Origin of the sequence: Paramesorhizobium salinisoli (assembly GCF_003335045.1) — a bacterium.
In the GTDB taxonomy this organism is placed as follows: domain Bacteria; phylum Pseudomonadota; class Alphaproteobacteria; order Rhizobiales; family Rhizobiaceae; genus Paramesorhizobium; species Paramesorhizobium salinisoli.
The window spans coordinates 25,122-45,846 of the sequence record NZ_QOZG01000016.1; the positions used below are offsets into that span (position 1 = coordinate 25,122).

At 61.6% G+C, this 20,725-nt stretch carries 18 protein-coding genes; 13 read left to right on the top strand and 5 right to left on the bottom strand.

Annotated elements, in window-relative coordinates; genetic code table 11:
• The first annotated feature begins 123 nt into the window (after positions 1 to 123).
• On the top strand, positions 124 to 1,731 hold the full coding sequence (locus DUT91_RS22290) for an NTP transferase domain-containing protein (RefSeq protein ID WP_114442669.1): 1,608 nt from the start codon (positions 124 to 126) through the stop codon (positions 1,729 to 1,731).
• Between the two features lie 105 nt (positions 1,732 to 1,836).
• On the opposite strand, the gene DUT91_RS22295 is transcribed toward DUT91_RS22290, so the two are convergent.
• From DUT91_RS22295 to DUT91_RS22315, 5 genes are all read right to left on the bottom strand, one after another.
• Entirely contained in the window at positions 1,837 to 2,325 is a 489-nt protein-coding gene (locus tag DUT91_RS22295) for an MgtC/SapB family protein (RefSeq protein ID WP_114442670.1), read from the bottom strand.
• 68 nt (positions 2,326 to 2,393) lie between these two features.
• The gene (gene fhuB, locus DUT91_RS22300) at positions 2,394 to 4,376 is read right to left on the bottom strand and encodes a Fe(3+)-hydroxamate ABC transporter permease FhuB (RefSeq protein ID WP_114442671.1); all 1,983 of its coding nucleotides are present in this window, start codon (positions 4,374 to 4,376) and stop codon (positions 2,394 to 2,396) included.
• Positions 4,369 to 5,268, bottom strand: a complete 900-nt coding sequence (locus DUT91_RS22305) for an ABC transporter substrate-binding protein (protein ID WP_114442672.1) — start codon at positions 5,266 to 5,268, stop codon at positions 4,369 to 4,371. Before DUT91_RS22305 ends, fhuB begins: the two co-directional genes overlap by 8 nt.
• A 127-nt stretch (positions 5,269 to 5,395) precedes the next feature.
• Positions 5,396 to 7,555 carry a TonB-dependent siderophore receptor gene (locus DUT91_RS22310; RefSeq protein WP_114442673.1) on the bottom strand — a complete coding sequence of 720 codons (2,160 nt, stop codon included), beginning with the start codon at positions 7,553 to 7,555 and terminating at the stop codon, positions 5,396 to 5,398.
• A gap of 169 nt (positions 7,556 to 7,724) precedes the next feature.
• A complete protein-coding gene (locus DUT91_RS22315; protein ID WP_114442674.1) occupies positions 7,725 to 8,609 on the bottom strand; it encodes a helix-turn-helix domain-containing protein in 885 nt (294 codons plus the stop codon).
• A 217-nt stretch (positions 8,610 to 8,826) separates the two neighbouring features.
• Between DUT91_RS22315 and DUT91_RS22320 the strand changes: the two genes are divergently transcribed.
• The 12 genes from DUT91_RS22320 to DUT91_RS22375 form a co-directional block, all read left to right on the top strand.
• Positions 8,827 to 9,789 (top strand): sugar-binding transcriptional regulator, encoded by a 963-nt coding sequence (locus tag DUT91_RS22320; protein ID WP_114442675.1) that lies wholly within the window; start codon positions 8,827 to 8,829, stop codon positions 9,787 to 9,789.
• A 131-nt stretch (positions 9,790 to 9,920) separates the two neighbouring features.
• Positions 9,921 to 11,237: an ABC transporter substrate-binding protein gene (locus tag DUT91_RS22325; RefSeq protein WP_114442687.1), complete on the top strand. Its 1,317-nt coding sequence runs from the start codon at positions 9,921 to 9,923 to the stop codon at positions 11,235 to 11,237.
• A 151-nt stretch (positions 11,238 to 11,388) separates the two neighbouring features.
• Positions 11,389 to 12,261, top strand: coding sequence for a carbohydrate ABC transporter permease (locus DUT91_RS22330; RefSeq protein ID WP_114442676.1), 873 nt, complete (start codon positions 11,389 to 11,391; stop codon positions 12,259 to 12,261).
• Positions 12,262 to 12,265: 4 nt separating this feature from the next.
• Complete coding sequence (locus tag DUT91_RS22335; RefSeq protein WP_114442677.1) at positions 12,266 to 13,096, top strand: carbohydrate ABC transporter permease; 831 nt, start codon at positions 12,266 to 12,268, stop codon at positions 13,094 to 13,096.
• A 31-nt stretch (positions 13,097 to 13,127) separates the two neighbouring features.
• Complete coding sequence (locus DUT91_RS22340) at positions 13,128 to 14,126, top strand: ABC transporter ATP-binding protein (RefSeq protein ID WP_114442678.1); 999 nt, start codon at positions 13,128 to 13,130, stop codon at positions 14,124 to 14,126.
• Positions 14,123 to 14,899 carry an L-iditol 2-dehydrogenase gene (locus DUT91_RS22345; protein WP_114442679.1) on the top strand — a complete coding sequence of 259 codons (777 nt, stop codon included), beginning with the start codon at positions 14,123 to 14,125 and terminating at the stop codon, positions 14,897 to 14,899. The genes DUT91_RS22340 and DUT91_RS22345 overlap by 4 nt, the downstream gene beginning before the upstream one ends.
• A gap of 12 nt (positions 14,900 to 14,911) precedes the next feature.
• Positions 14,912 to 15,688 carry an SDR family NAD(P)-dependent oxidoreductase gene (locus tag DUT91_RS22350; protein WP_114442680.1) on the top strand — a complete coding sequence of 259 codons (777 nt, stop codon included), beginning with the start codon at positions 14,912 to 14,914 and terminating at the stop codon, positions 15,686 to 15,688.
• 7 nt (positions 15,689 to 15,695) lie between these two features.
• Positions 15,696 to 16,382 carry an HAD family hydrolase gene (locus tag DUT91_RS22355; RefSeq protein ID WP_114442681.1) on the top strand — a complete coding sequence of 229 codons (687 nt, stop codon included), beginning with the start codon at positions 15,696 to 15,698 and terminating at the stop codon, positions 16,380 to 16,382.
• A 146-nt stretch (positions 16,383 to 16,528) separates the two neighbouring features.
• Complete coding sequence (locus tag DUT91_RS22360) at positions 16,529 to 18,112, top strand: FGGY-family carbohydrate kinase (RefSeq protein WP_114442682.1); 1,584 nt, start codon at positions 16,529 to 16,531, stop codon at positions 18,110 to 18,112.
• A gap of 243 nt (positions 18,113 to 18,355) precedes the next feature.
• Positions 18,356 to 19,534 (top strand): tyrosine-type recombinase/integrase, encoded by a 1,179-nt coding sequence (locus DUT91_RS22365; protein WP_114442683.1) that lies wholly within the window; start codon positions 18,356 to 18,358, stop codon positions 19,532 to 19,534.
• A 244-nt stretch (positions 19,535 to 19,778) separates the two neighbouring features.
• Positions 19,779 to 20,093: a helix-turn-helix transcriptional regulator gene (locus tag DUT91_RS22370; RefSeq protein WP_200835062.1), complete on the top strand. Its 315-nt coding sequence runs from the start codon at positions 19,779 to 19,781 to the stop codon at positions 20,091 to 20,093.
• Between the two features lie 136 nt (positions 20,094 to 20,229).
• A partial coding sequence (locus tag DUT91_RS22375) for a bifunctional DNA primase/polymerase (RefSeq protein WP_200835063.1) occupies positions 20,230 to 20,725 on the top strand: 496 nt, incomplete at its 3' end.

Sequence of the window (20,725 nt, forward strand, 5' to 3'; positions counted from 1 at the left end):
TCCGGGATATTGCGAAAGGACGTGAGGTCGTTATCCGACCAATGACAAGACGGAAATCGAGACGACCCTCACGGTGTTGAACAGTTTCGCATCGTATGCGGATCGAGCTGAAGGACAGACGGCATGAGATTTGGCGAGATCCCGGTCCTTGAGGCGGAAGGCGCGATCCTCGCCCATTCGGCGTCGACGGGCATAACGAGCCTCAGGAAAGGCCATGTGCTGACGCGCGACGATATCGAGGCGCTTCACAAGGCCGGGGTCTCGCGCGTGACGGTGGCGCGGCTCGAGGTGGGTGACATAGACGAAAACGACGCCGCATCTCGCCTTGCCCGTGCGCTTCAGTTTGACGGCGTGCGGGGCGGCCCTGCTTCCACCGGGCGGGTCAATTTCCTCGCCCTCGAGAGCGGGCTCTTCACGGTCGATTCCGATATCATCCACGGCATCAACGCGGTCGATCCCGCGGTCACGATCGCGACGCTGAAGAACTATGATCGGGTGAAGCCCGGCCAGATGGTGGCGACGGTAAAGATCATTCCCTTCGGGGTCGATGCCGCGCTCATCGAACGGATCGAGACGCAGGTCGCAAGGCGTCCGGCTTTTGGCATGCGTCCATTTCGCAAGCAGCGCGTCGGCCTCATCCAGACGGTCCTGCCATCGGTAAAATCAGGCGTGCTCGACAAGACCAAACGCGTGACGGAGGCGCGGGTCGTACACAACTGCGGCTTGATTGCGGGCGAAATGCGTGTTTCGCACCGGACGACCAATCTGGCGGAGGCTATCCGGCAGATGTCGGCCACATCCGATATGCTGATCGTTTTCGGCGCTTCCGCCGTGGCCGACCCGGCGGATACGGTACCGCAGGCAATTCGTGAGGCCGGCGGCGTGGTGCATCACATCGGCATGCCGGTCGATCCAGGCAATCTGCTCATTCTCGGCGAACTCGGCGGCAAGCCGGTGATCGGCGCGCCCGGCTGCGCGCGCAGCCCGAAGGAGAATGGTTTCGACTGGGTGCTGGACCGGCTGATGGCGGGCATTCCCGTCACGCCGAGGGATATCATCGGCATGGGCGTCGGTGGCCTTTTGATGGAGATTCCGACACGGCCGCAGCCGCGCCAGGCGGAGCCAGCTGCCCGCGCGGTGTGCGTCGCCATCGCGCTGCTTGCTGCCGGCCGGTCAAGCCGAATGGGCGGCCCCAACAAGCTTCTGGCGCGAATCGATGGCGAGCCCATCGTCCGGCTCTCGGCCCAACGTGCGTTGAAATCGGGCGGCAGTCCTGTCATCGCAGTGCTGGGGCATATGGCCGGCGAAATCGAAGCGGCGCTCTCCGGACTCAACCTTGTGATCGCCGCCAATGGTGCCTATGCGACAGGTATTTCCTCGTCGATCAAGACCGCATTGCTGCACGTGCCGGCCGATGCGGATGGCATGATGGTGCTTCTGGCCGACATGCCGGCGCTCGGGCCGGAGCATCTCAGGCGGCTCATCGAGGCCTTCGCCGAAGCGGGCGGGGGTGCCGTGGTCCGCGCGACCTTCGATGGCAAGCGGGGCAACCCGGTGATCCTGCCCAGAAGCCTGTTCGGTGCGATCGAGCGCCTCACCGGCGATATCGGCGCACGTCACCTGATCGAAACTGGCGATGCCCCTGTTATCGACGTGGAAATCGGTCCGGCGGCGATGGTGGATGTCGATACGCCGGATGATCTGCACGTCGCCGGTGGCGTTATCGCATAATACGGATATCTATCCCGGTTCCGATCTGTTCTCTCAGGCGCGAAGTCGGGCAGGCGGGGCAGGCTTTCTACATTCTGCGCCGGAAATTCTCCTGCTGCTGAAATGCTATTTCCATTCCAACCATCTTTCCACACGATAGAGCAGGCGCAGAACAACGGTGCCGACCAATGTTGCAAAGAAGCCGATGATCCAGAAGCCGTAGCCGGTGGAAAGACCGATGGCGGCGGCGAGCCACATGCCGGCGCCAGTTGTCAGTCCATGCACCTGACCCTTACCGAAAACGATCAATCCGGCGGCGAGAAACGCCACGCCTGCCGTCACGGCCTCGACGACGCGCAGCGGATCGATGCGGACCTGTTCTATCTGGTAAAGAGGCGCCCTGGTGATTTCACCGGCGAGGATGCCAAAAATGGCGGCGGCCAGCCCTACCAGCAAATGGGTGCGCAGCCCCGCCGGCCGGTTGCGGGTCTCCCGATCAATGCCGATGATCGCGACGAGGACCAAGGCGCCACAAATCCGCGCCAGAATGACAGGATACGGGATAGCCGTGCCGGGCAGCATATCGGCAACGATATTGGCCAGAATTTCTTCCATGCCGGAAAACCGCGCGGATGGCTATTTGGTTCCGCCGGTGCCGTGGAGCTTGAGGGGCGCCGCAGCTATTATGCGGTTTCGCGGCTTTCTCCGCGCCCTAGCATCCAGATGAGATAGGTGCCGCCGATGAGCGAGGCAAAAAGGCCGAGGGGTAACTGATATGGGAAGGCCGCCATACGCGAAAGCCAGTCGGAAAAGACCATCAGGCCGCTGCCGATGAACATGGCACCGAAAAGGCCGGGCAGGGGGCGGTGAAGGCCGATGAGCCGCGCCATATGCGGCGCAATCAAACCGATAAAACTCAGCGGGCCGACGAGCAGCGAGGCAATAGCGGTGAGGCCGGCGCAGAGAATGACGAGCAGGAACCGGCTCATTGCGAGCGGCAAGCCGAGCGCACGCGCTGCCGTTTGGCCGAGCGGCAGGATACCGAGCCACCGGGAGGTGAAGAACAGTGGCACGATGAGGAGCACAGTGGCGGCGCTGGCGAGCCAGGCCTCGCCAGCCGAGGCCTCGTTCGTAGAGCCGCCAAGCCATTCGAGGAGCCTGAAGGCCTGCTGGTTGCCCGTGGCGATGGCCGCCGTCAGGATGGCGCTGCACAGAGCGCTCATGGCGATGCCAGCCAGCAGCAGGCGTTCCGGGCCGAAGCCACTGCGCGCGGCGATTACGAGCATAACGGCGAGCACCGTGCCCGCGCCTGCCGTCGCACCGGCGAGCTGGGCGCCTGCTCCAGGCATGGCGCTCAGGTAGAGGACGGCGGCAAGCCCGACGCCGGCGCCGGTTCCGATACCGAGGATTTCGGGGCTCGCGAGCGGATTGCCGGTCAGCCGCTGCATGATCGTGCCCGCGGCGGCGAGCATCGCGCCTGCGGCGGCGGCAATGGCGACGCGCGGGCCGCGGATGGACAGCAGGTCGTTCAGCAGCGTACCGTGGGCGAGGTTCCAGCCGTCGGGCCCGCGCCCGAGCACCAGCGCCATGGCCGAGGCGACTAGAGCCAGGATCAGCAGAAGGGCGAGCAGGAAAGCGGGCCGTGTGGCCCGTCGCGTGACATGCGGTTTTGCATTCAGCGATGGCCATTCGAGCATCCGGAGGCGCGGCAGCAGCCATAGGAGCAACGGCCCGCCGAGGAGGGCTGTTGCAGCTCCGGTGGGAATTCGCTCGCCGCCGGAGCCCCCGAAGAGCTGGACGAGCCCATCGGCCAGCCACAGCAGGATGGCGCCAAGCAGCGGGGCGGCGATAAGCTTCTGGCGTGGCGAGCGGGCGCCGCTCAGATGCGCCAGCGCCGGTGCGGCAAGCCCGATAAAGCCAATGATGCCCACTTCTGCGGTCACGCTCGCCGCCAGCCAGACGGCAAGCCCGATCACCATGAACCGGGTGGCGTAGAGCCCTACGCCGAGGCTGCGGGCATTGGCCTCGTCGAGGCCCAAAATGGTGAGCGGGCGCAGGAGCAGAAGCGAGCAGCCCGCGACCAGAACCAGACGCAGCGTGATGGCGAAGGCGGGTTCCCATCCCTGCTGGGCCAGCGTTCCCCCGCCCCAGATGAACAGCGAAAACATATATTCGCCATTGGCGAGGATGAGCGCGGCGCTCGCGGCGGTGGCGGTCAGCGAGACCATCATACCGGCCAGCACGACCGAAACGGGCTCAAGGTCGCGCCGCCAGTTTAGCGCCAGGATGAGCGCTACCGCTGCCAGCCCGCCGGCCAGCGCCATGCCCTCGCGGCCCGCTTCGAGGAGAAATGGCGCATAGACGGATGCCGCCGCCATGGCGAGCTGTGCGCCGGCCGAGATGCCGAGCGTCGAAGGCTCAGCCAGCGGATTACGCAGCACCCTTTGGAGAAGCAGGCCGGAGAGGCCGAGCGCTGCCCCGCAGAGCAGGGCCATCGCCGCGCGTGGCAGAATCGCGTGCAGCAGGATGACGCGCTGGAGCGCTTCCGTGCCGGGGACGTCGGAGGAGAGATGTGCCGCGATGGTGATGGCGCAAAGAATGGCGGCGAGCAGCGCCAGGAGCGCCCAGAAGAGAATGGACCGGCGAGGGAGTGCGGTTTCAGCCATCGGAACTCGCCTGCAGGAACGATCCTGCCTGGCCAAGCAGACGGACGAAGCGACGCGCGGCGGGCAGGCCGCCGAAATGATCGATCGGATCGAACATTGCAACCCGTTTATCGCGAACCGCCGGCAAGGCGTTCCATATGGGGCTTCGCGGCAGGATTTCGCGCGCTTCCGGCGGTACGGGACCGATGACCACGATATCGGCGGCAGGTGTGCTGGCCAGCGCCTCGATGCCTATGGGGGCGGTGGCCGAATAGCTGGTTTCCCCCTTCCATGCGTTGGCAAGCCCGATGCGGTGGAGGACGTCGCCGAACATGCTGTCGCCGCCGAAGGCGCGGAAATGCCGGGCATCGCCGATGCTGATGAGGAAGACGGGGCGATGGATGCGGTTTTTCACGCGTTGGCGTAAGTTTGCAATTTCCCGTTCGGTCGCCGCTATGTAAGCCCGTGCGGCATCCTCCAGGCCGAGCCTCTGGCCGAGCGCCAGCATGGCATCCCGTGCGGGCGCGAAGGGCGGTGTGCCCGCCTGGTAGATCGTAGCGGAAAGGACGGGTGCGATACGTTCGAAAGTTGCCCGGCGGTACTCATAGAAGCTGGAGCTCAGGATGAGATCGGGCGCGACGATGCGCAGCAGCTCCAGATTGGGCGCGCCGCGCAGGCCGAGATCGGTGACGCTCTGCGGCACCTCAGGCTCGATGGCGATCTTGCGGAACTGAATGAGCTCGGTCGCGGCGACGGGTACCGCGCCGATGGCAAGTGCGGTTTCCAGCATCGCCCAGTCGATCGCCGCGATGCGGGGGAGGGACGCGGCGCGAAGGCCGGCAGGATACGCAAACGCGCTCGCGGCGAGAGCGAGCACGGTTCGTCTGGTAATGGTTTGGCGATCGATGACCATCAGGTCCCGTACGGGCTTGTCCCTGGCTTTGCAAGATTTGGCCGATTACCCCCTGGCTGGCAGGGCAGAAGGGGTATTGCTGCCGCCACGTTTCATTGGGAAGCGAACTGCACCCAGGATGCCGCCCTCACCATTTCACATGCGCCTTTAGCAGCGCCTTGCGGCCTTCGCCGTAGCCGCAGGAGGTGAGCGTCTGGCAACCGGCCACATAGTCCTTGTCGAAGAGGTTGGTGACATTGAGATCGACGCCCCAATTGTCCTTCTCATAGCCGATCTTGAGATCGACCAGCGTGACATCCGGAACCTTGTACTGGTTCTCCGCATCGGCATAGGAGGAGCCGACATAGCGCACGCCGCCGCCGAGCTGGAGCCCTTCGAGCGCGCCGTCGAGGACGGTATATTGCGCGAAGACTGAGGCCTGCGTTTCCGGAAGAAGATAGGGACGGTTGCCGACGAGCGCGGCGTTATCGTCCTTGATCACTTCCAGATCGTAGGTGGTGAAGGCGGCGGTTAGCCTCCAAGCCTCGGTGATGTTCGCCTGGACTTCCAGCTCCACACCGCGCGAATTGACCTCGCCGATCTGTGTTTGGTTGTTAAAGGGGCCGGTCACCACATTCTGCTTGGTCAGGTCGAAGAATGAAGCGGTGATGAGGCCATCGAATGCCTCCGGCCGGTATTTAATGCCTACCTCATATTGTTGGCCGGTTTCCGCTTTAGCCTGCTCACCCGGGCTGAGTGACGCGATCACGGGATTGAAGAAGGTCGCAACGCTTGCATAGGGTGTGATGCCGTTGTCGAACTCATAGGCGATGCCGGCGCGTCCGCTCGCCTCGCCCTGATGGTCGTCATAGGCCGGAAGACCTTCGGATTTATCCGAAACATAGTCATAGCGGCCATTGAGCGTGACGATCCAGCCGTCGCCGAAACGAAGCTGGTCCTGCGCATAGATGCCGACCTGGTTGCGCTTCAAATTCTGGTCGATATAGGGGTCCCACATCGGTCCCTGTGGCTCGCCATAGACCGGATCGAACGGGTTGATCGGGGTCGCGCCGCCGGTCTGCTGCATCTGGTCGATGTTGAAATATTTATATTCGACGCCAAAGAGCAGCGTGTGCTCGATGGCGCCCGTGGTCACCGCGCCCTGCAACTGATTGTCGACGAGGAAGGTGTTGACCGTCGTGTCGTGGCGGAAATTGACGCGCTGGAGATCGTAATCGCCGTTCACCGGCGTGGGGGACCACCCGGCATATCCCGAAGCATAGAGCGAATGCTCCTTCACATGAGAAAAGCCGTAACGCAGGTTCTGGCGCATCGTCCAATCGTTCTCGAACGTATGTTCAAGCTCATAGCCGATGGACGCCTGCTCGCGGTCATAGGTATCGATCGACGGCTCGGTGAAATTGGCCTTCCGGGAAATCCTGCCGAAAGGCGTATTCTGCACCGTGCCGTAATAAGGCAGGAAGGCGCCGCCATTATGCGTCCCGTCGAGATGGGTGTAGTTGGCGAGGACGGTCAGTTTCGTCGCCGCGTCCGGGCTCCAAGAAATGCTGGGCGAAATGACGCCGCGGAAATCTTGCGCGAAATCGGTGTAGCCGTCGCCACCTGCGATGATGCCGTTGACGCGATAATCGACCACATCGGACGCCCTGTCGCCGATATCGAAGCCGAGATAGCCGTTGCCGAAGGAATTGACGCCCGCCTCGACATAGCGCAAGCGCTCGCCTGTCGGGCGCTTGCTGACATAGTTGACGATACCGCCCGGATTGCTGCCGCCATAGAGCACGGAAGCGGCCCCCTTAAGCACTTCGATGCGCTCGAGGCCGAAACTGTCGATCAGGAAGCCGCCGAAGCCATAGCTGAAATTCTGCAGGCCATCGAGATAGGTGCCGGTCTGGGTGGCGTCGAAACCGCGGATATAGAGCCAGTTGGTGTCCTGGTCGGGGCCGAAGGGCTGAGCGAAGACGCCGGCGGTATAGCGCAGCGCCTCATCGACCTTCTGCGCGCCGATATCGTCCATCTCCTCGCGTCCGACCACGGACACGGATTGCGGGATCTCCTCGATTGGCGTGCTGGTCTTGGAGCCGGTCGCCGTACGCTCTGGGACAAATCCCTTCACCGGGCCGGTGGCGCTCGCTTCTCCGCCTTCACCGCTATTGACGGTGATCTGCTGGAGCTGGATAGGCGAGCCGTTTTCCTGCGCATAAAGCGGCGAAGAGAGAAAAACGGGAAGCGTCGCCACGCTGCCGAGGAGAACGCGGAGAGTGACCTTCCGGCGCGTTGTGGTCATTGCAATAAGCCCCTGCTTGACGGGTCGTCGTCTCCGATCCGAGCGGCAATCGGAAGGCGCAACCCCTTAAACCCTGTCGATAATATGACTATTTATATCAGCTATCTGCACGTGGATTGTCGGTTCTTGCTGCATGTTGAAGCGTTTTGGGCTTTTGTCGGAAAGCCGTTCAACGGCTTTGTACACGCAGCCATGCGGCCGGCGTCATGCCCACGAAACGTTTGAAAACCCTGGTGAAATGCGCCTGGTCCGAAAAACCGGTGGCCGACGCAACCCAGGTCAGAGAAACCGCCTTGCGGTCCATGAGTTCCTGCGCCTTGCGGATGCGCGCCTGCATCTGCCACTGATGCGGCGGTATGCCCGTCGATGCCTTGAAAGCGTGGCTGAAATAGGTTTCCGACAGGCAGGCGAGTTCGGCAAGCTCGGCCAGGCGAATTGAGCGGAGGCAGTTCTCCTCAATGAAATCAATGGCGCGGCGCAACTGGCGCGGCGAGAGCTGGCTGCGTTTTCGTATCGACGCCTGCCCGATCTTGAAGAGATCGGCGAAAAGCGCGGCCACCAGACCATCGCCATAAAGGTCGTGCAGCGGATCGTCATTGAGGCATTCGGCGGCGATGAGACCAGCGAGGCTGGCAATGCGTTCGTCGGAAAACATCAGCCGGGGCACGGTAAGCTTCTCCGTATCCAGCGCTCCGGCAAAGCGCCGGGACAGCGTCTCGATATCGAAATGCAGGTCAAGATGGCGGAGAAAGCCGGTGTTTTCCGCCCGGCTCCAGATCGGCATTCCGGCGGGAATATAGCTCATTCGATAGGGGGCGGCGCTCCTGGCCACCGCCTGCTGATGCTCGCTCTGGCGGATGGCGAAGCGGCCTACGCCGTCATTGTCGAGAACGACGAAAAGGCGCGGCGCCCTCGAGACATACTGACCAGAGGCGCCTTCGGTGCAGATGACCGACCAGACATCGGCGATGACGCCGTTCCACGCGCGCCAGCGAAGACCACCTATGACGGACACGCCTTCGACCTTGCTTTTCATCTGGGGGTGGAACGTCATGAGCCCGATGCCATACGGCTGTTTCAATCAGAAAAGCAAAATATGCCAATAAAAGTCAAGTTTTAATCGAAGGCGACCGGTAGCGTGTTTACCAAAGGAGTTGCGTGTCGCCCCCAGCTGTCGCATTTTGAGATATTGCAGGTCTTTATTCAGGCGCATGATCTTATTCGGAAAGTCTGCAACTTTTCGGGATCGTGCTCTCTCAAGGCGGGAAACAGTGAGTTCAAGGCGCGATACCAACAATACCAGGCTCGATGATGCGGCGCGCGCGGGATGGCTCTATTACATAGCCGGCAATACGCAGGACGAGATCGCCGCCAAGCTCGGTATCTCCCGCCAGTCGGCGCAGCGCATGGTGTCGCTCGCCGTTTCCGAGGGGCTGGTCAAGGTGCGCCTCGATCATCCGATCGCCAATTGCCTCGACCTCGCGTCTCGGCTCAAGACGCAGTTCGGATTGCGCTTCGCAGAGGTGGTTCCGACGGACCCCGCATCCTCCTCGACGACGCTCGGCGTGGCCGAGGTGGGGGCGGAGGAGATGGCGCGCTGGTTAAAATCGCCGGTGCCGATCATCATGGCGATCGGCACCGGGCGCACGCTGAAGGCGGCAATCGAGCAATTGTCGCCGATGGAATGTCCGCAGCACAAGGTCGTCTCGCTGACCGGCAATATCGCGCCCGACGGCTCGGCGGCGTTCTACAATGTCATCTTCAACATCGCCGATGCGATCAAGGCGCGCAGTTTCCCCATGCCGCTGCCGGTCATCGCCTCGTCGCCGGAGGAGCGCGAGCTTCTGCACGGCCAGGCGATGATCCGCCCGGTGCTCGAACTGGCGGCGAGGGCGGATGTAACCTTTCTCGGCATCGGCGATCTCGGCGACGAGGCCCCCCTCTATCTCGACGGCTTCGTTTCGCAGGCGGAGCTGAAGGCGCTGCAGAAGGCGGGCGGCGTCGGCGAAATCCTGGGCTGGGCGTTCGACGGCGAAGGCCGAATGCTCCAGGGGCTGACCAATGAGCGGGTCGCCAGTTCCCCCATTCCGAGCGGCGAGAATGCCCTCGTCATCGCACTCGCCAAAGGGGCGAAGAAGCAGCCGGCCATCTCGGCGGCGGTAAAAGGCCGGCTGATCAACGGCTTGATCACCGACGAGGCGACTGCAGCCGCACTTCTCAAACACGAGAGATAGGCTTTTCCCGAATCGGAGCGTCCCGCGTTGCTGCGTTGCGGCGACGAATGGGGCTTGACACTTTCCGTCCTATTGTGAGTAATTGCCCATACTAATAGCAAATGCTCGATTTCGAATGTTGGGAGGAACAGATGAGATTGAAATCCTTGATGCTCGGCGCCTGCTCTGTCATCGCCATGGCCGGGTTTGCGCAGGCCGAAACGCTGACGATCGCCACCGTGAACAATGGCGACATGGTTCGCATGCAGAAGCTGGCCGACGACTTCACGACGCAGAACCCCGATATCGATCTGGAATGGGTGACACTGGAGGAAAATGTCCTTCGCCAGCGCGTCACGACCGACATCGCCACCAAGGGCGGCCAGTACGATATCATGACCATCGGCACCTATGAGGTTCCGATCTGGGCCAAGCAGGGTTGGCTCCTGCCGCTCGACAAGCTTGTCTCGGACAAGAATTACGACGCCGACGATATCCTGCCGCCGATCCGCAGCGGCCTCACCTATGAGGACAAGCTCTATGCCGCTCCGTTTTATGGCGAGAGCTCGTTCGTCATGTACCGCAAGGATCTGTTCGACCAGGCGGGGCTGAAGATGCCCGACGCGCCAACCTGGGATTTCGTGGGCGAAGCCGCCCGCAAACTGACCGACAAGAACAAGGAAATGTACGGCATCTGCCTGCGCGGCAAGGCGGGCTGGGGCGAGAACATGGCATTCCTGACCGCCATGTCCAATTCCTTCGGCGCCCGCTGGTTCGACGAGAACTGGAAGCCGCAATTCGACCAGCCGGAATGGAAGGAAACGCTCGATTTCTACGTCAATCTGATGAAGGACGCGGGGCCTCCCGGAGCTTCTTCCAATGGTTTCAATGAAAATCTGGCGCTCTTCCAGTCGGGCAAGTGCGCCATGTGGATCGATGCCACGGTGGCGGCCTCCTTCGTCAGCGATCCAAAGGAAAGCCAAGTCGCCGACAAGGTCGGTTTCGCGCTGGCGCCCGACAAGGGCCTCGGCAAACGCGGCAACTGGCTATGGGCATGGTCTCTCGCCATTCCCGCGGGATCCAAGAAGACCGAGGCTGCCGAGAAATTCATCAACTGGGCCACGAGCAAGGATTATCTTGAGCTCGTCGCCTCGAAGGACGGATGGCTCAACGTGCCTCCCGGCACCCGTACGTCGCTTTATGAAAATGCGGAATATCTGAAGGTTGCACCCTTCGCCAAGATGACGCTGGACTCGATCAATTCCGCCGATCCGAACAAGCCGACGGTGAAGCCCGTGCCTTATGTCGGTGTGCAGTTCGTTGCCATTCCTGAGTTCCAGGGGCTTGGCACAGCGGTCGGGCAGCAATTCTCGGCAGCACTTGCTGGCCAGACCACGGTCGACCAGGCGCTGAAGAACGCCCAGCAGCTCAGCGAACGCGAGATGATGAAGGGCGGGTATATCAAGTAATCCCACCCGGATCCTCTTCGCGGGCCGGGGCTGTTCATCCGACGACACGACAGCCCCGGTCAATTCCGCTCTATTGGTTTCAGCCGCATTCATGCGACGCCAGGTGATCTCATCTGGCTGCAAGATGCTCCCAAAGATGGGATCAAACCCCATGGCAACGCTGCAAACGCGGTCCGCCGCCCGTCTCATGATGACCCCGGCCGTCCTTATGCTTTTCGTATGGATGATCGTGCCGCTGGCCATGACGCTCTATTTCTCGCTGCTGCGGTACAATCTTCTGATGCCGGGGATGGAGGAATGGGCGGGCACGCTCAACTATCGCTATTTCCTCACCGATCCGGCGTTCGGTGCAGCGCTTCTCAACACGCTTCTGTTGGTCGGCGGTGTTCTCCTGATCACCCTCGTCGGCGGCACGCTGCTCGCTCTTCTCCTCGATCAGCCTTTCTTCGGGCAGGGAATCGTGCGCCTTCTGGTGATCGCGCCGTTCTTCGTCATGCCGACCGTTTCGGCGCTCGTCTGGAAGAACATGCTGATGCACCCGGTCTATGGCATCTTCGCCTGGATCGCGCGCCTCTTTGGCCTGCAGCCGGTGGACTGGCTCTCCAGCCTGCCGCTTTTCTCGGTGACGATGATCGTCGCATGGCAATGGCTGCCCTTCGCCACGCTCATCCTTTTGACTGCGCTGCAATCGCTCGACGAGGAGCAGAAGGAAGCGGCCGAGATGGACGGCGCGGGCCCGGTCTCGCGTTTCATCCATATCGTCCTGCCGCATCTGGCGCGGGCCATGACGGTGGTCGTTCTCATCGAGACGATCTTCCTGCTCAGCGTCTTTGCCGAAATCCTGGTGACGACCAATGGTGGTCCCGGCACCGAGAGCACCAACATCACCTATCTTGTCTATGCGCAGGCGCTCCTGCAGTTCGACGTCGGCGGAGCATCAGCCGGCGGCATCGTCGCGGTGATCCTCGCCAATATCGTCGCCATTTTCCTCATTCGCCTCATCGGCAAGAATCTGGAGGCATGATCCGATGGCCCGCGCAATCTCCACACGCAGGAAACTGACCTTCACCGCCATCGGCTGGCTCGTCGGCTTCGTGATCTTCTTTCCGATCCTCTGGACCGTGCTCACCAGCTTCAAGACGGAGGGCGAGGCGATCGCCTCGCCGCCGCATTTCCTGTTCTTCGACTGGACGTTGCAGAGCTATTACGAGGTGCAGAGCCGCTCCAACTATTTCAAACACATGATGAATTCAGTGGTGATCTCCTTCGGCTCCACCTTTATTGGATTGCTGGTCGCCATTCCTGCCGCCTGGGCGATGGCGTTCTCGCCGACGAAGCGCACCAAGGACATCATGATGTGGATGCTCTCCACCAAGATGCTGCCGCCGGTGGGCGTGCTCGTTCCGATCTATCTCCTGTTCCGCGACTGGGGCCTGCTCGACACGCGGCTCGGTCTCGTCATCGTGTTGACGATGATCAATTTGCCGATCATCGTCTGGATGCTCTACACCTATTTCAAGGAAATTCCCGGTGAGATCCTTGAAGCCTCGCGCATGGACGGCGCCTCGCTCGCGAAGGAAATCGTCTATGTGCTGACGCCCATGGCGGTACCGGGTATCGCCTCGACGCTGCTCCTCAATATCATTCTTGCGTGGAACGAGGCTTTCTGGACGCTGAACCTCTCGGCGGCCAGTGCCGCACCGCTCACTGCGTTCATCGCGTCCTATTCGAGCCCCGAGGGATTGTTCTGGGCGAAGCTTTCAGCCGCCTCGACGCTGGCTATCGCGCCGATCCTCATTCTGGGCTGGTTTTCGCAGCGCCAGCTCGTGCGTGGCCTGACATTCGGGGCGGTGAAATGAGCCCAGAAAAAATTAAACCAGGGAGGGTTTCATGGGTAGCATAACACTCGAAAAGGTCTCGAAATCCTTTGGAACCACAAATGTCATACCGGAGATCGATCTGGAGATAGCCGACGGCGAATTTGTGGTCTTCGTCGGGCCTTCAGGCTGCGGAAAATCGACGCTGCTGCGCATCATTGCCGGGCTCGAAGACGCGACCGCAGGCACGATCCGCATCGACGGAGCGGATGCGACGCGCGAAGCACCTGCGAAGCGCGGCCTCTCCATGGTGTTCCAGTCCTACGCGCTTTATCCGCATATGAGCGTCTACGGCAATATCGCCTTTCCTTTGAAGATGGCAGGGCAGGAGAAACCCGCAATAGACAAAAAGGTGCGCGACGCGGCACGCGTCCTGAACCTCACCGATTATCTCGACCGCAAGCCGCGTCAGCTCTCAGGCGGGCAACGCCAGCGCGTGGCGATCGGGCGCGCCATCGTGCGCCAGCCCAAGGCGTTTCTCTTCGACGAGCCGCTCTCGAACCTCGATGCGGCGCTGCGCGTCAACATGCGGCTCGAAATCAGCGAACTGCATCATCAGCTCAAGACCACCATGGTTTACGTCACCCACGATCAGGTGGAAGCCATGACCATGGCCGACAAGATCGTGGTGCTGAATGCGGGTCGCATCGAGCAGGTCGGTTCGCCGCTTGATCTCTACCGCAATCCGAAGAATTTGTTCGTCGCCGGCTTCATCGGTTCGCCGAAGATGAACCTGATCACAGGCGCGGCGGCGGCAAAGGAGAACGCCACGACGATCGGCGTGCGGCCGGAGCATATCGGCTTGTCGAAGAGGGAAGGTCCCTGGCAGGGGACCGTCACCGTCGTGGAGCATCTGGGTGCCGACACGTTCGTCCATGCGGATGTCGATGGCGTCGGTCCGGTGACGGCGCGCGCGCCCGGCGAGTTTGCGGTCAAGCACAGCGAGCGGGTCTTCCTCACTCCGGAGGCAGAAAAGATCTATCGCTTCGGCGAAAACGGAGATGCGCTGTGAGCGGCCGTCTTGAAGGAAAGACCGCGTTCATCACGGGCGCGGCGCGCGGCATCGGCCTCGCCTTCGCGGAAGCCTTTGCGCGCGAGGGCGCCACCGTTGTCCTGGCCGACATCGATCTCGCCCGGGCGCGGGAAAGCGCGGAAAAGATCGGCGAGCGCGCTCATGCCGTGCATATCGACGTGACCGATATTACCTCGATCGAGCGGGCTGTCGCGGAGGCGGAAACGAAGGCCGGCGGCATCGACATTCTTATCAACAATGCCGCGCTCTTCGACATGGCGCCGATCGTCGAAATCACACGAGAGAGCTATGAACGGCTCTATGCCGTCAATGTGCATGGCGTGCTCTTCACCATGCAGGCGGTCGCGCGGTCGATGATCGCGCGCGGGCGCGGCGGCAAGATCATCAACATGGCGAGCCAGGCGGGTCGGCGCGGCGAGGCGCTGGTGGCGGTCTATTGCTCGACCAAGGCCGCCGTCATCAGCCTCACCCAGTCCGCGGGGCTCGACCTGATCAAATACGGCATCAACGTCAATGCGATTGCGCCCGGCGTGGTCGATGGCGACCATTGGGCCGGTGTCGATGCGCTTTTCGCCAAATATGAAAACCGACCGCTCGGCGAAAAGAAGCGGTTGGCCGGCGAGGCCGTGCCGTTCGGGCGCATGGGCAAGCCTGAGGATCTGACGGGCATGGCGATATTCCTCGCCGGGTCCGAGAGCGATTACGTCGTCGCGCAAACCTACAATGTCGATGGCGGAAACTGGATGAGCTGAAAGGGCATACCGATGTATATGGATAAGCTAAAACTCGACGGACGGGTGGCGGTGGTGACCGGAGGCGGGCAGGGGATCGGCGCAGCCTGCGCGCAGGCGCTGGGCGAAGCCGGCGCGACCGTCGTTGTTGCGGAGATGCTGCCCGAGCGCGTCGAGGCGATTGTCGCGGAGTTGAAAAAGCTTGGGATCAAGGCGCATGGCGTCACGCTCGACGTCACCAAATCGGCGGATGTGGACGCGGTTGCCGCCGAGATCGTCAAGCAGCATGGCCGGGTCGATATCCTCGTCAACAATGCGGGCGTTGCGAAGAGCGACGTGCGTGCGGAGGATACGAGCGACGAGCACTGGCGCTTCCACATGGATGTCAATGTCGACGGGCTGTTCTGGTGTTGCCGCGCCTTCGGGCGCCAGATGCTGGAACAAGGCAGGGGGTCGATCGTCAATATCGGCTCGATGTCGGGCTTCATCGTCAACAAGCCGCAGCCGCAGGCCTTCTACAACGCGTCGAAGGCGGCGGTGCATCACCTGACCAAGTCGCTTGCCGCGGAATGGGGCGCGCGGGGCGTGCGCGTCAATGCTGTGGCGCCGACTTATATCGAAACCCCGCTTACCGCCTTCGGCATCAAGGAAAATCCGGAGATGTACAAGACCTGGCTGGAAATGACGCCTATGGGCCGCGTCGGCCAGCCTGACGAGATCGCCTCTGTGGTGCAATTCCTCGCGTCGGATGCAGCGAGCCTTTTAACCGGCTCGATTATCCTTGCCGATGGCGGCTATACCTGCTGGTAATGGTCTGATGGATGTAAAGGTGATCGACCCCGGTCTTGTGATCTTCGATTGTGACGGCGTGCTCGTCGACAGCGAGCCGCTGGCGATACGGGTGCTAATGGAAACGCTCGCCGATGCGGGCCTTTCGATGGATGCCGAGGAGGCCTATGAACGTTTCCTTGGCCGGAGCCTTGCAAGCATCACCGCGATACTAAGCGAGGAATTTCAGGTCGATCTCACCCATGCCGCGCTGGAGCAGGGCAGGGCGAGGCTCTACGAGGTGTTTCAAGCCGAATTGCAGCCGATCCCGGGGATTGCCCAGGCGCTCGACCGGCTCGGCGTGCCATTCTGCGTGGCGTCCTCCAGCCAGCCGGAGCGTATCCGCCTTTCCCTGTCGGTGACGGGCCTCATCGACCGCTTCGAGCCGGATATTTTCAGCGCTACCATGGTCAAGAAGGGTAAACCCGCGCCTGATCTGTTTCTCCATGCGGCGGAGCGGATGAAGGTTGCGCCGGAGAATTGCCTCGTCATCGAGGACAGCCCGGCCGGGGTGCAGGCGGCGAAGGCGGCGGGGATGCATGTCTTTGCCTTTACCGGCGGCGGGCATGCGGGCGGCAAGAGCCATCGCGACACGCTCCGGCTGCTCGCGCCCGACCGCATGTTCGACCAGATGGCGCGGTTGCCGGACATGCTGCATTCTTCTCCTGCGCAATAGCGTGCTCACCCTCTTGGCCTGCAAACAGTTCCCATCTTTCCTGCGCATATGTCGTCGTTCAGCCCCATGATCTTATCCGAAAGGTCTGCAATTTTCCGGGATCATGCTCTATGTTCCCGGCTTCAATCATTTGGGGAGGTCTGGTGATGGGCGATAGAGTCGTGGCGGTCGATGTTGGGACCGGGAGTGCGCGTGCAGGCGTCTTCGCGCGCAACGGCGATCTCCTGAGTCGCACCGAACATCCCATCCTGATGAACCGGCCGAAGCCGGATTTCGCCGAGCACGATTCCGAGGATATCTGGCAGGCGGTCTGCCGTGCCGTGCGCGCTGCCGTCGCCAAGGCGGGTATAGCGGCGGAGGACGTGGCGGGCATCAGTTTTGATGCTACCTGCTCGCTTGTAGTGCGCGACCGCAATGGCGATCCGCTGACCGTCTCGCCCTCGGGTGAAAATCGCTGGGATACCATCGTCTGGCTGGATCACCGGGCGCTCGCCGAGGCAGACGAATGCACGGCGACCGGGCATCGCGTCCTCGACTATATCGGCGGCGTCATGTCGCCCGAGATGGAAACGCCGAAGCTGATGTGGCTGAAGCGCAACCTGCCCGCCAGTTGGGAGAATGCGAGTTATTTCCTCGACCTCGCGGATTACCTCACCTGGAGGGCGTCCGGTTCGCTTGAGCGCTCGCAGTGCACGCTGACGTGCAAATGGGCCTATCTCGCCCATGAGGAGCCGGGCTGGAGCCAGGATTTCTTCGAGACGCTTGGTATCGCCGACATGCGGGAGAAGGGCACCCTTCCTGACGAGGCAAGCCCTATCGGCAAGGATCTGGGGCCGCTCACGGAGGAAGCAGCGGCAGAGCTGGGGTTGAGCCGCACCTGCCGTGTCGGTGTGGGGCTCATCGATGCGCATGCCGGCGCGCTTGGCGTGCTCGGCGGCTTCGCGGGCAATATCGCCGAGATCGACCGGCATCTCGCGCTGATCGCCGGGACGTCGAGTTGCGTCATGGCGCTTTCGCAGGCGCCGCGTCCGGCCCCCGGGGTCTGGGGTCCTTATCATGGCGTGGTGCTTCCGGATTGCTGGATGAACGAAGGCGGCCAATCCGCCACGGGGGCGTTGCTTGACCATATCATCCGTTGGCACGGAGCGGGCGGCGAACCGGACGCCGCCATGCACCGGCGCATCGTCGAGCGGGTCCAGCAATTGCGCGCGGAGGAAGGGACCGGCTTCGCCGGACGGGTGCATGTCTTGCCGGATTTCCACGGCAACCGTTCGCCGCTTGCCGACCCACATGCCGTCGGCGTGATCAGCGGCCTGACGCTCGATGCTTCCTTCGACAGTCTCTGCCGCCTCTACTGGCGGACCGCTGTCGCCATCGCGCTAGGCGTGCGCCATATTCTGGAGGCGCTGAACGCCAAGGGCTATACGATCGACACGCTGCATGTGACCGGCGGCCATATCAAGAACCCGTTGCTGATGGAGCTCTATGCTGACGCGACACGCTGCACGGTGATCGAGCCGCAGGCCGAGGACGCCATGCTGCTGGGCACCGCCATGGTGGCGGCGACCGCCGCCGGGCTCTATCCCGATCTCGCCGCCGCCTGCACCGGCATGCAGAAGGGCGGGCTGGAACGGCGCCCTTCGCTGGAGGCGCGCGAAGCGCTCGATCGCGACTACCGCATCTTCCTGGAAATGCACCGCCAGCGCGCGATCCTGGACCGGATGACTTGATCTGGATGGAGCGGCCACAATCGCTCCGACATATCAGTCCAGAGGTGATTATTCCCGATAGCCAGGCAGGGTCAGGCGACAAAAGCCGGAGCCAAATCTATGTATCCCGAATGGATCGGGATAAACTGGCGGAGAGGGAGCCCGCCTGTTCCTGTAAGATATTGATTTTATTGACACGATTTCGTTGATATATCCAGTTTCACCGTATATTCCATAATAAAGTTATGGCAACGGGAAACGAGCATGGCACGCAACAAACTGTCGGAGACACGGATTCGAACCCTGAACAAACCGGGGGTATATAGCGATGGAGACGGGCTTTTTCTGCGGATCCGTCGCGCCATAACCGATGACATAACTGTTGCCATACCAGGCTCCAAACAATGGATATTCATATTCAAGCGCCAAGGCAATCGCACGGAGATAGGCCTCGGTGGATACGGGCACGGAACGGCCCCTGTGTCACTGGCGCTGGCGCGCGAGAAGGCCGAAGCAATCCGCCAGCGACTTGCGCGCGGTGAAGAGCTTCATAGCCGTAAAACGTTTTTGGACATCATGAACGACGTCTTGGACGTCAAACAAGCCAGCTTCCGAAACGAAAAACATAAAAGCCAATGGGCAATGACCCTCATGACGTACGCGGCGCCGCTTCATAAAAAATCCATCGCCGACGTCACGCGGGATGATGTTCATGAAGTACTGAAACCGATATGGACCAAGATACCAGAAACCGCTGATCGGACGCGCCAGCGCATTGCCGCAGTGATCGACCATGCGAAGGCACGCGGCCTCTATGTCGGAGATAATCCGGCCGATTGGCGAGGTGGGCTGAAGGAGCTACTACCAGCCCGCGGCAAGCTTACCCGTGGCCACCACGCGGCTGTGGGGTACAAAGACCTTCCTGCTGTTATTGCGCGTCTACGGGTAGCGTCAGCGGTTTCTGCACGGGCTGTGGAATTCGTGGCGCTAACCGCTGCCCGGTCTGGAGAGGTTCGCGGCGCGACTTGGGCTGAGGTTGATTTCGACGCTGCCTTATGGATTATTCCGTCAGTACGGATGAAGGCGGCCCGTCCCCACGAGGTTCCGCTGTCTGACCGCGCCATTGCGATCTTGAAGGCACAACAGGAGCAATCGACTGGGCCGCTGGTGTTCGAAGGTGGCCGCGAGGGGCGTCCCATCAGCGACACGGCGATGACGAAGGTGTTGCGAGCAGCCGGGGGCGGTGACGCAACGCTGCACGGCCTGCGTTCTTCCTTCCGGGATTGGGTGGGGGATGAAACGAGTTACCCGCGTGATGTCGCTGAGGCGGCGCTCGCGCACGTGCTGCGGGACAAGACTGAAGCCGCTTATCGCCGCGGCTCGGCCTTGGCGAAACGTCGCGAGATGATGAATCAATGGGCCGATTACCTAAATACTAAATGAGGTGAAAAAATAAATATTTGCACCATATGTAGTATCTAGGTTGACTTTCATTCCGAATAGGACATAATCGCTATCACTACTGAGGCGGCTGCTATCGCAGCATAAGCCCTCGGCGCTTAGCGCCAAACCCGGTCCACCAGGGCCTGCGATTAACCCTCTGGCCCAGCGGCCAAATCAATCTCATCGACCATTCATCCACCTGAGATTTGCGCGCCCGGATTCTATCCGGCGTGAGAGGAGAGCTATGAATATTCCCGCCAACGATAATGCCCCCCGACTGATGTCTCCAAAGGAGGCGGCAGCCGCCACAACCATGTCCCGCTTTCTGATCGCCTTGATGGCGAAAGAGGGTCGCTTCCCGCAACCCGTGAAAATCGGGGTGAAGCGCATAGCGTTCGTGCGTGCCGAGGTGATGGACTGGATAGACGAGCAGATCGCCAACCGGCAAGCGGCCAACGACAACACAACGTCCACCCCTAAGCAGGACGGCACCGTGGTCGGCCATATCGACGGGCGCACCATGTTCAAGCCGGGAACGTTGGCGTCGAGCGCCGCCTAGCCCCTACCCGTCCCGCGAGCCAAGAAGAACCCGCAACCGGCCCGAAACCCGGCGAACAACCCCAACCCCATCATCATGAATCTAGAAAAGCCTGTTCCGAGGTGCGGAATGGGCATGGCACACACGCGAGGTTTTTGTGGCCCAAACAGTAAAACAGAACACGTCCAGTATCCTGGCGACGCGACAGAATTTGATTCTGTACGGCTACCGCATCGTCCCCTGCAAGGGGAAGGCTCCGGATGCATTCAGAGGCTGGCAAAATCTTAACGCCACCTACGAAAATGCCGCCTATTGGGAAACAGCGTTCCCGGAGCATACAAACACCGGGATATTGACCGGCGACGTCGTGGCAATCGACGTTGATATCATGCGACCTGAGCTGGCAGCCGCGGTAATTGCCATGGTTCGAGAATTGCCTGGCGGCGAGTATGCGCCGATGCGCGTGGGAAAAGCCCCGAAGTCGCTGTTTCTTTTCAGGACGCCTGAACCGCGGGAGAAAATGCAATCGTCCTGGTTCAAAATCGACGGCATCGAGCAGCGAATCGAAATCATGGGTATCGGCCAGCAGGTAGTGGTCGATGGCATTCATCCTGAAACTCGCAAGCCATATGTCTGGACGCCGGCAACCGCGT

Bases quoted from the DNA above. Each gene is read 5' to 3' on its own strand.
- DUT91_RS22290 (WP_114442669.1), top strand. From the start codon at position 124: ATGAGATTTGGCGAGATCCCGGTCCTTGAGGCGGAAGGCGCGATCCTC.
- DUT91_RS22295 (WP_114442670.1), bottom strand. From the start codon at position 2,325: ATGGAAGAAATTCTGGCCAATATCGTTGCCGATATGCTGCCCGGCACG.
- fhuB (WP_114442671.1), bottom strand. From the start codon at position 4,376: ATGGCTGAAACCGCACTCCCTCGCCGGTCCATTCTCTTCTGGGCGCTC.
- DUT91_RS22305 (WP_114442672.1), bottom strand. From the start codon at position 5,268: ATGGTCATCGATCGCCAAACCATTACCAGACGAACCGTGCTCGCTCTC.
- DUT91_RS22310 (WP_114442673.1), bottom strand. From the start codon at position 7,555: ATGACCACAACGCGCCGGAAGGTCACTCTCCGCGTTCTCCTCGGCAGC.
- DUT91_RS22315 (WP_114442674.1), bottom strand. From the start codon at position 8,609: ATGACGTTCCACCCCCAGATGAAAAGCAAGGTCGAAGGCGTGTCCGTC.
- DUT91_RS22325 (WP_114442687.1), top strand. From the start codon at position 9,921: ATGAGATTGAAATCCTTGATGCTCGGCGCCTGCTCTGTCATCGCCATG.
- DUT91_RS22330 (WP_114442676.1), top strand. From the start codon at position 11,389: ATGGCAACGCTGCAAACGCGGTCCGCCGCCCGTCTCATGATGACCCCG.
- DUT91_RS22335 (WP_114442677.1), top strand. From the start codon at position 12,266: ATGGCCCGCGCAATCTCCACACGCAGGAAACTGACCTTCACCGCCATC.
- DUT91_RS22340 (WP_114442678.1), top strand. From the start codon at position 13,128: ATGGGTAGCATAACACTCGAAAAGGTCTCGAAATCCTTTGGAACCACA.
- DUT91_RS22350 (WP_114442680.1), top strand. From the start codon at position 14,912: ATGTATATGGATAAGCTAAAACTCGACGGACGGGTGGCGGTGGTGACC.
- DUT91_RS22355 (WP_114442681.1), top strand. From the start codon at position 15,696: ATGGATGTAAAGGTGATCGACCCCGGTCTTGTGATCTTCGATTGTGAC.
- DUT91_RS22360 (WP_114442682.1), top strand. From the start codon at position 16,529: ATGGGCGATAGAGTCGTGGCGGTCGATGTTGGGACCGGGAGTGCGCGT.
- DUT91_RS22365 (WP_114442683.1), top strand. From the start codon at position 18,356: ATGGCACGCAACAAACTGTCGGAGACACGGATTCGAACCCTGAACAAA.
- DUT91_RS22370 (WP_200835062.1), top strand. From the start codon at position 19,779: ATGAATATTCCCGCCAACGATAATGCCCCCCGACTGATGTCTCCAAAG.